Source organism: Amycolatopsis sp. NPDC003861, assembly GCF_053605405.1.
The window spans coordinates 1-6,446 of sequence record NZ_JBSGJD010000378.1 but is presented as its reverse complement, the minus strand read 5'-3'; the positions used below and the strand labels follow the sequence as shown (position 1 = coordinate 6,446).

Genomic DNA, 6,446 nt, shown 5'->3' with positions numbered 1-6,446 from the left:
GTAGACGGGGGCGACGAGCCCTGTTTTCTGATCGGTGCGGGCTTGGCGCATGTACTGGGGCAGCAGCAGGTCGCGATGCACGCACAGCACGGCCAGCATGGGGGCGGGCGGGACCCGCGGAGAGTGCACCACTACCACCGCCATGGTCACAGGTGCTGGCGGAGTAGACCTTGCGGACGGCGACCGCTGGGCCGTAGACCCGCAGCCAGCAGTACAGGTAGGAGATGACGGTTAGGGCGATGACCAGCGGCAACGGCACCAGCAGGCGCGCTTTGGTGTACTGGCACTCGATGGCCCGGGTGAGTTGCCGTCGGCCCACGACAGCCGCCACGTCACGGCCCTCAGATCGGCGATCAATTTGCCGGCGCATTCACGACACCGTTTGCAGAAATCGGCTGAAGAGGAGCGTGCTTTTATGTGAAATCGAAGGCGCCGAGGTCCGTGTGGACCGTGGCCATCGATCAAGTCTGGTTCCGGCAACGTGATCGAAGACGGTTATGACCGCCCGGCCCTGATGTGACGGACCGAGCTGCTGCGCGGCGTCCTCGTCGGCGCGTTGGCCGTCTGGGTACTCGAGGCCACCCCGCGCTGTGGACGCTGACCATCACCGCCGTCCTGCTGGGCAGCGCCGGTACCGTCTTCGACAACGCTTCAACAGCTCGATGTCGGCGAATTCGGCCTCGACGCTGAAGTGCTGCTCCTTGCGTCGCGGTATAACGGGAGGGGGCACCGCCGGCTGGGATCAGCCACTGCGCGATAGCCGCGTTGAGGCTGCCGGTGACCGGGTCTTCCTCCCACCGCGTGCCCTCGTCGGTGAACGCCCGGACCTCGAACTGAGCGTCACTTCCCGCTGGGTGCGGCCCGACGACGCCGACGGCGGAGAATCCGCTCAAACGTCCGTAGTCGGGGCGATCGCGAGGACAGCTTCCGCGGAAGCGAGCAGGACGACAACCCATCCGGGGCCGTTGTCGGCCCATCGGGCCGCCTTGATCTGTTCCGGTTCGATGCGCAGCCCGGCGGCGCGTCGCGCAGCAGCGGCGGCGCGGCGAACCACAAGAGGTCGACGTCGGAGCGGATGCGGACTTGACCGGCGCCGCATTCCTGCTCGATCCGGCCGGCTCGCCTGGGGGTGTTGCCGGCCGCCAGCCAGGCGCGCGCCGCTCCCAGGGTGGCGTGGCCGGCGAAGGGCAGTTCACGACTTATGGTGAAGATCCGGAGGCGGTAGTCGGCCGAGGCGTGCGACGGCGTGAGGAGGAACGTGGTTTCGGCCAGGTTGGTCCACCGCGCGATGGCCGCCATGTCGGTGGTGCTCAGGTCGTCGGCGTCAGTACGGCGCCGGGTGCTCCGACTGGGCGGGGGCGCGTCCGGCGACGCGGGAGCCGGGTGCGGTGGTGAAGCGCAGTTCGACGTGGGTGGGCAGGTCGTCGAGGTCCAGGGCCTGGCACAGCCGGGGCACCCCCTCGTCGCGGATGCGGTCGCGGATCTCGGCGGGGTCGCCGTCCTGCTCGACCGAGACGACCACGAGCAGCTCCGGGTGCTCGCGGGAGCCGGTGAGGGACGCCGTCGCGGTGCGCACGCCCGAGTAACCGCGCACTTCTTCGGTGAACGGGGCGACGGCCGTGGTGGTGGCCAGGTCCGTGGTGCCCGTGTCGGTTTCGAAGTGCCAGGTGCGGTTGCCGGGTTTGCGGATCAGCTGGGCGGCCAGCCAGCGCAGCCCGGCCAGCGCGACGACGATCCCGGCGGCCGCGGCCACGTACCACGCCCAAGTCGGCGGCAGCTCGGTGCCTGGCACGATCGGCCGGTCCGCGCCGAGCGCCGGCAGCCAGTGGAAGCGGATCGCGGCCGGGACCGCGCCGGCGGCGAGCAAGAGCAGCCCGAGGATGGCGAGCAGGGTGCGGTTGAGTCCGGCGGGACGGTTCACGACGTGCTCCTCACTGCGCGGAGATGGACCTTGACCTCGGGGCGGCGGACCGGATCGATCCGGTCCAGCCGCTCCGCGACGGCGACGCGGACCGCGTCGGCGATCCCGTCGGGGCGGGTGCGGCGGGTCCGCACCCGGACGCGGACGCTGCGCCGCCGGACCTTCAGCCGCACTTTCTCCACGCCGTCGACCTGTGCCGCGGCCGTCCGGAGGGTGGAGCCGAGGCTGTGGCGCGAGGCCCCCGAGTCGAGGTCGCCGCGCAGGGGGAGCACGGTGAGCTTGCCCGGCAACACCGCTGCGAGCACCAGGACCGAGCCGAGCAGGGCGACGACGCCGCCGGTGATGACGACGGGCAGGTCGGCCCAGCGGAGGTCGTGCAGCCGCCGTGCGGTCGCGCCGTAGTCCAGCCACGGGCGCTCGCCGAGGATCGTCTGGATGGCCACGATCGCGGCGAGCGTGCCGGCCGCGGCCAGGACGAGTGCGGTCAGCGCGGCTGGGGTGCTGCGGCGTGGGCGGCGTTTCACGAGACCCTCCTCGAGGACGTGGCCGGTGGGTGCAGGGCGGTGACGGTGATGTCGACCCGCTCGACGTCGAGCCCGGTCAGTTCGCTCACCCGTTCGCGCAGGTGGGCCCGGGCGTGGTCGGTGGTGCGGGCGACCGAGGCCGGGTAGCCGATGGACAGCCGGGTGGCCAGCCGCACCCGGTCGTGGTCGACCTCGGCGTCGACCTTCACCGAGCGGTCGGCGTCTTCGCCGCCGAGCGCGACCCCCAGCACGCGCCCGGCGGCGCCGCCGACGCCGTCGATTTCGCGGGCGGCGTGCGCGGCGATCCGTTCGACCGCGTGGCCGGAGATGACCAGTTCTCCCCGCTCTTCGGCGGGCACCGTCGTCGTCATGGCTCAGCCCCGGTCTCGGCCGAACAGCTGGGCAAGGTCGATCGCGCCGTCGAGGTGGCGGCCGATCAGGAAGCCGATCGCGCCGAGCACGAGGACGGCCAGGAACGCGCCGAAGCCGCCGAAGGCGAGGGCGAGGCCTAGGACGAGACCGGTCAGCAACCCGGTCCTGGTGGCATTCATGGGTACCTCCGTCAAGTAGTGGTGGGTGCGGCGACGTCGCCGATGAACACGCGCACGGGCCGGTCGAGCGGGCCGATCGCGACCCGGACCGCGGCCGCCGCCGCGGCGGCGGTGGCCGGGTAGCGGAGCACGACGCCGATGGTCAATTCGTCGTCGGCGACGCGGACCCCGGCGACCCGGCGTCCGGGCAGCAGCGTCGCGATCTCCCCGACCCGGCCACCGTGCGGGCCCGCCACTTCCGGCAGGCCCGCCACGGCGGCGGCGATCGCGACCGCGTCGGGTGTCACTGCACCCGGCCGGTGTCGGCGCCCTGGTCGTCGGCGTCATCGCCGGGCAGGTTGAGGTCGCCCACGGCGATGTTGACCTCGACGACCTCGAGGCCGGTCATCCGCTCGACCGCGGTGATCACGTTCCGCCGCACCGAGCGTGAGAGGTCGGCGATGGACACGCCGTACTCGACGACGACCTGCAGGTCGACCGCGGCCTGCTTCTCGCCGACCTCGACCGACACACCCTGCCCCGCGGAGGCGGTCGCACCCGGGATGCGCTCCCGGATCGCGGAGAACGCGCGGGCGGCACCGCCACCGAGGGAGTGCACGCCGGACACCTCACGGGTGGCCAGGCCGGCGATCTTCTGCACCACGGTGTCGGCGATCGTGGTCGAGCCTTGGCTGGTGACGAGCGCGCCGGTCGCCTCGGTGGTGGTGGCAGGGGTCTTCGTGGTCGTCTCGGCCATGGTGTTCCTCCTTCGTCGGGTGAACCGTTGTGCCGGGAAGACCCGGGGTGGGCCGGAATCATCACGGCCACGTTCGAGTGAACACGGTCACGCGGCCGGGGAAGTGACGAACGGCCCCCTTCGGTGTCTTGATGGGCAGGACCGTCCACAGGGGATGGTGACCGGTACGGGAGGAGCGACTCATGTCGTTGGGCGACAAGATCGGGAACAAGGCCGAAGACTTCGGCGGCAAGGCCAAGGAGACGGCGGGCAAGGTCACCGGCGACGACGAGCTGCGCGCCGAAGGCCAGGCCGACCAGGCCAAGGCCGGAATCAAGGACGCGGTCGAGAACGCCAAGGACGCGGTCGGCGACGCCGTCGACAAGATCAAGAACGTGCTGAAGAAGGACTGAGCCCGCCCGGAGACCGGTGGCCGGCGCGGCAAGAGGGAGCGCGCCGGCCACCACCCGCGGATGGCGGTGGCGGGTGCGGCCCGGCTCAGGGGAGTGCGGCCAGGAAGCCAGTGAGCGCGAGCAGCCCTGTCACCCCGAAGTTGACCAGCCGGTGCTCCATGAGGATGGCGGTGAACTCCCGGATGGTGGCGCTGGGCCAGTAGTAGAGGGCGGTGGGGGCGCCGACGACCTGACCGTTCACCTTCGCCGTGCGGGCGAGGATCGCGGCGCGGAAGGCGTGGAAGTTGTTGGTGACGACCACGCACCGGTACCCGGGCCGGTGCTGCCGCATGAGTTCGCGGCTGAAGGTGAGGTTTTGCGCGGTGGTCGCCGAGCGGTCTTCGCGGAGCACTTCGCCGCCGGGAACACCGTGCGCGACGAGGTAGTCGGCCATGGCGTGGGATTCGGGCTGGTTTTCGTCCCTTCCCTGGCCGCCTGAGGTGATGACGATCGGCTTGCCGCCCTGGTCGCGTTCGTTCCGGTAGAGGGCGATCGCTTTGTCGAGCCGGGAGGCCAGCAGCGGCGGGATCCGGCCGTTGATGATCCGGGAGCCGAGCACGACCACGAAGTCGACGCCGGAACGGACGCGGAGCCGGCCGTAGAGGAAGGCGTAACCCAGGTAGCAGCAGAACAGGAAGCTCACGTAGGCCACGGCGGCCAGCGCCGAAACGGCGACCGCGCCGATGCCCGGGTGCTGGGTGTACTCGGCGGCGATCAGCAGGACGACGAGGGCGAGCAGGCCCAGGCCGGTGAGGAAGGAGAGGAGGTTGCCCAGTGACCTGCTCTCGCGCCGGATCATGGTCACACCGTTGGCGAGCAGGAAGACCGCCAGCACCAGGACGGTGATCAGCGGTATCAGGAGGACGAAGAACACGACGATGCCGGCCACGTCGAGGGGAAGCCGGTCGATGTCGCCGAGCAGCGCGATGATGAGGCTGGCGACGGCCAGGCCGAGCAGGACCGCGTTGCGGAACCGACGGCGGTCCTGCCGGATGCTCACCAGCGCGACGACCAGGAACAGCGCGGCCAAGGCATGGAGAATGGCTGTCGCCTCCGGGGCTCGGTGTCGGATCGGCAGTAAGGATTTTCGGACTTCAGGGTCCGACGGGCCGGGTGTGTCACTCTTTGGCGCCGGTTGTTCATCCGACCGGACGTTGCCGGGGAAATAGCCGTGGGGCGGCCGATCCGAACGAGGTGTGCTGTGCCGGCCAGAGCGACGGTTCCGGCCGGCACCGGACCGTCGCGCGGGCCGCCCGTTCGGACCGGGCTCACATCGTGACGACCGCGTTTTTGCCGCCGTCGACGGAAAGCGTCGCACCCTGGATGTAGGACGCCTGCGGGGAAACCAGGAACCGGATGGCTTCGGCGACTTCTCCGGGTTGGGCGCCGCGGCCGGCGGGGAGGGTGGCGAGATAGCCGCTGAACATGTCGCGGATGTGCTCGTTGACGCGGGTGAGGACGTAGCCGGGGTCGACTGAGTTGACCCGCACCCCGCGCGGGCCGTATTCGGCGGTCCAGGACTTGGTCAGCATGCTCAGGGCGGCTTTCGCCGCTTGGAAGGCGCCGGTTCCCGACGCGGCCATGGTGGTGCTGAGACTGCCGACGTTGACGATCGCGCCGCGGCCGCGTTCGGCCATCGCGGGAGCGAACGCGGCGGTCAGGAGGTAGGGCGCCTTGACGTTGAGGGCGAACGCCGTGTCGAACATGTCTTCGCTGGTGTCCTCGGTGGGCGCGAACCCACCGCCGCTGGCGTTGTTGACCAGGACGTCGACGGTGCCGCTCGCGGTCGCTTCCCGGGTTTCGGCGATGAGCCGCCGGACGTCGGTGGGGTCGGCGAAGTCGGCGATCAGGTCGACCGCCCGGCCGCCATTGGATTCGATGGTCTTGCGGGTTTCGGCGGCCCGCTCCGCATCGCGGCCGCAGACGACGATCGCGTACCCGTCTTCGGCCAGCTTCAGTGCGGTCGCCCGCCCGATCCCGCTGGTCGAGCCCGTGACGAGCGCCCAGGAGTTCGGTGGGGCGGATTCGGTGTCGCTCATGGGGTTTCCCTAAGGTTGATGTTGTTCGGGGCGAGTGCCCTGGATGCCCAGGGCGTCGGGGTGTGGCTGATGAGGCTCTGCCCGTGTGGTGGCTCGGAAGGAATGGCCGCCCCGTCGTTCTGGACGCCCTGGCCACTGATTCAGATCTGGGGACTGCCCCCGGTTCGGTTGACTCCTGACCTGTGAGGATGCGCTCCTCGCTGGAAGGATGTCCACCATGCCCAAAGCGTTCCCGCCGGAGTTC

General features: G+C 70.5%; 11 protein-coding genes. 1 reads left to right on the top strand and 10 read right to left on the bottom strand.

The window, feature by feature from the left end; translation table 11 throughout:
- Window positions 1–461 precede the first annotated feature (461 nt).
- Genes ACWEVN_RS45420 through ACWEVN_RS45385 form a run of 8 tightly spaced genes read right to left on the bottom strand, consistent with a single transcriptional unit; the run spans window position 462 to window position 3,732 of the window.
- Window positions 462–956, bottom strand: coding sequence for a PhzF family phenazine biosynthesis protein (locus tag ACWEVN_RS45420; RefSeq protein WP_452055403.1), 495 nt, complete (start codon window positions 954–956; stop codon window positions 462–464).
- Window positions 841–1,299 (bottom strand): PhzF family phenazine biosynthesis protein, encoded by a 459-nt coding sequence (locus ACWEVN_RS45415; RefSeq protein ID WP_452055402.1) that lies wholly within the window; start codon window positions 1,297–1,299, stop codon window positions 841–843. The genes ACWEVN_RS45420 and ACWEVN_RS45415 overlap by 116 nt, the downstream gene beginning before the upstream one ends.
- A gap of 25 nt (window positions 1,300–1,324) precedes the next feature.
- Complete coding sequence (locus tag ACWEVN_RS45410; RefSeq protein ID WP_452055401.1) at window positions 1,325–1,921, bottom strand: alkaline shock response membrane anchor protein AmaP; 597 nt, start codon at window positions 1,919–1,921, stop codon at window positions 1,325–1,327.
- Window positions 1,918–2,445 (bottom strand): DUF6286 domain-containing protein, encoded by a 528-nt coding sequence (locus tag ACWEVN_RS45405; RefSeq protein ID WP_452055400.1) that lies wholly within the window; start codon window positions 2,443–2,445, stop codon window positions 1,918–1,920. The genes ACWEVN_RS45410 and ACWEVN_RS45405 overlap by 4 nt, the downstream gene beginning before the upstream one ends.
- The gene (locus ACWEVN_RS45400) at window positions 2,442–2,816 is read right to left on the bottom strand and encodes an Asp23/Gls24 family envelope stress response protein (protein WP_452055399.1); all 375 of its coding nucleotides are present in this window, start codon (window positions 2,814–2,816) and stop codon (window positions 2,442–2,444) included. The genes ACWEVN_RS45405 and ACWEVN_RS45400 overlap by 4 nt, the downstream gene beginning before the upstream one ends.
- Window positions 2,817–2,819: 3 nt before the next feature.
- Window positions 2,820–2,996 carry a hypothetical protein gene (locus tag ACWEVN_RS45395; RefSeq protein ID WP_310971717.1) on the bottom strand — a complete coding sequence of 59 codons (177 nt, stop codon included), beginning with the start codon at window positions 2,994–2,996 and terminating at the stop codon, window positions 2,820–2,822.
- Window positions 2,997–3,007: 11 nt separating this feature from the next.
- Complete coding sequence (locus ACWEVN_RS45390; protein WP_452055398.1) at window positions 3,008–3,283, bottom strand: hypothetical protein; 276 nt, start codon at window positions 3,281–3,283, stop codon at window positions 3,008–3,010.
- The gene (locus ACWEVN_RS45385; RefSeq protein ID WP_452055397.1) at window positions 3,280–3,732 is read right to left on the bottom strand and encodes an Asp23/Gls24 family envelope stress response protein; all 453 of its coding nucleotides are present in this window, start codon (window positions 3,730–3,732) and stop codon (window positions 3,280–3,282) included. Before ACWEVN_RS45385 ends, ACWEVN_RS45390 begins: the two co-directional genes overlap by 4 nt.
- A gap of 182 nt (window positions 3,733–3,914) precedes the next feature.
- Between ACWEVN_RS45385 and ACWEVN_RS45380 the strand changes: the two genes are divergently transcribed.
- Window positions 3,915–4,124, top strand: coding sequence for a CsbD family protein (locus tag ACWEVN_RS45380; protein ID WP_452055396.1), 210 nt, complete (start codon window positions 3,915–3,917; stop codon window positions 4,122–4,124).
- Window positions 4,125–4,209: 85 nt separating this feature from the next.
- On the opposite strand, the gene ACWEVN_RS45375 is transcribed toward ACWEVN_RS45380, so the two are convergent.
- A complete protein-coding gene (locus ACWEVN_RS45375) occupies window positions 4,210–5,193 on the bottom strand; it encodes a YdcF family protein (RefSeq protein WP_452055395.1) in 984 nt (327 codons plus the stop codon).
- A 238-nt stretch (window positions 5,194–5,431) separates the two neighbouring features.
- The gene (locus tag ACWEVN_RS45370) at window positions 5,432–6,202 is read right to left on the bottom strand and encodes an SDR family NAD(P)-dependent oxidoreductase (RefSeq protein WP_452055394.1); all 771 of its coding nucleotides are present in this window, start codon (window positions 6,200–6,202) and stop codon (window positions 5,432–5,434) included.
- Between the last annotated feature and the right edge of the window lie 244 nt (window positions 6,203–6,446).

Bases quoted from the DNA above. Each gene is read 5' to 3' on its own strand.
- ACWEVN_RS45400 (WP_452055399.1), bottom strand. From the start codon at position 2,816: ATGACGACGACGGTGCCCGCCGAAGAGCGGGGAGAACTGGTCATCTCC.
- ACWEVN_RS45420 (WP_452055403.1), bottom strand. From the start codon at position 956: ATGGGTTGTCGTCCTGCTCGCTTCCGCGGAAGCTGTCCTCGCGATCGC.
- ACWEVN_RS45395 (WP_310971717.1), bottom strand. From the start codon at position 2,996: ATGAATGCCACCAGGACCGGGTTGCTGACCGGTCTCGTCCTAGGCCTC.
- ACWEVN_RS45370 (WP_452055394.1), bottom strand. From the start codon at position 6,202: ATGAGCGACACCGAATCCGCCCCACCGAACTCCTGGGCGCTCGTCACG.
- ACWEVN_RS45415 (WP_452055402.1), bottom strand. From the start codon at position 1,299: ATGGCGGCCATCGCGCGGTGGACCAACCTGGCCGAAACCACGTTCCTC.
- ACWEVN_RS45385 (WP_452055397.1), bottom strand. From the start codon at position 3,732: ATGGCCGAGACGACCACGAAGACCCCTGCCACCACCACCGAGGCGACC.
- ACWEVN_RS45380 (WP_452055396.1), top strand. From the start codon at position 3,915: ATGTCGTTGGGCGACAAGATCGGGAACAAGGCCGAAGACTTCGGCGGC.